The organism is Candidatus Limnocylindrus sp., from assembly GCF_040397235.1.
Lineage (GTDB): Bacteria > Chloroflexota > Limnocylindria > Limnocylindrales > Limnocylindraceae > Limnocylindrus.
In genome coordinates, this window is the sequence record NZ_JBBAWH010000011.1 from 1 (window position 1) to 2,083 (window position 2,083).

1 protein-coding gene is annotated in these 2,083 nt (G+C 65.1%); it reads left to right on the forward strand.

Annotation, left to right across the window (positions count from 1 at the left end):
- The first annotated feature begins 236 nt into the window (after positions 1–236).
- Complete coding sequence (locus tag AC3LB0_RS05910) at positions 237–2,075, forward strand: hypothetical protein (protein ID WP_488650238.1); 1,839 nt, start codon at positions 237–239, stop codon at positions 2,073–2,075.
- Positions 2,076–2,083: the final 8 nt, after the last annotated feature.

Consider the following 2,083-nt stretch of genomic DNA (forward strand, 5'->3'; position numbering starts at 1 on the left):
GTATCAAGAGCCCGCCTGGTGGCGTGTCAGCCCAGCCTGACCTCTTTGCTCTTTCGCCTCGCCACGACGAGGCAGCGACTGGAGCGGAGCAGCAGGGCTCGGCCTCAGCTGCCCTAGGAGGCTACAGTGAGCCCTCCCCACCATCAGCAGCAGCATCACCGGCAGTCGAACAAGCGTCACCTGCAGCAGTACAGCAAACACCAACCCAACAGGCTGCACAGCCAGAGATGAGGGCCATGTCGCCGGAGGCAGAACAGAGGATGGTCCGTCAGATCCTCCTGGCGTACGGTCTCCCGGAGGACCTGGAGCCTCACATCCCAGACCTCAGTATGCTCATGCAGATCGATATCACCCACGGCCTCTACATCGATCCCGAGTCAGCGATGTTTGTTGCGGCAGCAGCAGCCGAAGCCCTCACAGCGCGGCACATGTGCGTCCGCAACGAGGCCAGGGCATGCCTAGCCATGGCGAGGGACGCTGCGAGCGCCTCCTTGCCCGGACCGCCCCCTGCGGCCCAGGCTGCGGCACCTCAGACCGGCGACCCCGACCCAGCGGCCCGGTTGATGCCAGCCGAGGCTCACAAAGCCCTGGCGCTTGCTAGCGCGAGCAAGGCCCAGATCCACAGGCTCTCCCCAGGAAGGCGTGCACCCACGAGGCACCCCGACGCGACGGGAGCACCACGCCTGCAACTGTCGCAGGTGGAGATCGAGGACGCCAACCGGAAGGCACTCGTCTCCGTCCTCATGGCAGAAATGCCAGTGGAGTGGCGACAAGCCCTCTTGCTGCATGTCGACGGCCAGACCGTCCTTGCTGTGATGGACGAAGAGAGACGCGCGAGCACAGCACGCGCCGTCCTCCTCACAAAAGGGGCCTCAGTGATCAAGCGCATGATCGCGGCCCAACGCTACCACAAGAAGTGGGCGGAGGCCAACGGCATGGAGGTGTACCCGGTACCGTCAGACGTGGCGTGCGCCGCGCTGCAGGACCGTATGGAGTCGGCGATTGCAGACGCGACGGAGCGCAAGCGCAAACGGGACGCCAAAGGGCAGCCACCCGGGGGCCACTCGCGAGGTGGTGTGACGGCAGCAAAGGCAGTCCGCCTCGGCTACAGAGCCCTAGGCGAATACATGGGGCTCCACATCGACGGAGCCTCGCCGATGGTGCTGGCAGTGACAGCGGCGGGCCCAGGCGAGCCCACCGTAGGACAGATGATCCCCATCGACATCTTCCTGGAATTCCAACACCTCACCAATCACCCCAACAATTTCGTGGCAGCACGGGCTGGCGCAGCATATTTGCAGTGCGCGTCATCTCTCAGAGTGATCGACCAGATGCGCACCCCCGAACTCAGCTTCGAGAAGGTGACCATATGCGAATCAGAGTACACCGTGGTCACCGGGACCACGGCGAAATCCAAGGCTGTGACAGCGCTGCAGATGCGCCCGCTACCGTGGAGGGTGCCGCTCGTCGCAATCGCGTCGGGCACCGAGGTCAACCTCGACCCTCTCGTCGCAGCAATGCGCGAGTGCCCATGCATGTGGCCGGGCTTGGATGCGGCGGCCACTGCGGCCAAAGGCTACACGGGCAGGCCGGCGAGCCACGCGGAGGCGGTGAGAGACATGCGAAACATCCTTAGGCTCGTCCCACGCCTTCGCAATGATGCCCGAGTGGACACCATCGGAGGGCACGATGGGCGCCACGTCATACCCGAATGCGCCCGCGTCATGCAGCTACCCAGGTCCATGAGGGACACGATCGGCTACTGGCGCTCTCCGAGCGCGGTCACCGACGAAACCGACGCGATCGCGGCCCGAACAGCGGCCCTACGCTTCGCGCGCGTCGCGCGCCCCCGCATGGGGTGGGGCCGATTCCTGAGCGACAGATACTCGTCGCGCGAAGGACAGGTGATCGAGGGTGACGAGGGCAGGGTGGCCTGCCTCGTCGCCATCAAGGCTTGGGTATGCACCCAGCGGGCATCCGCGACCACCGCTAGCAACCGGGAGGCGTTGCTTGGCATTGCGGCGACGGTAGCGAAAGGAGCACAAGAGCCAAGCAGCGCACAGAGCGGAGCCTGACAGAGCAT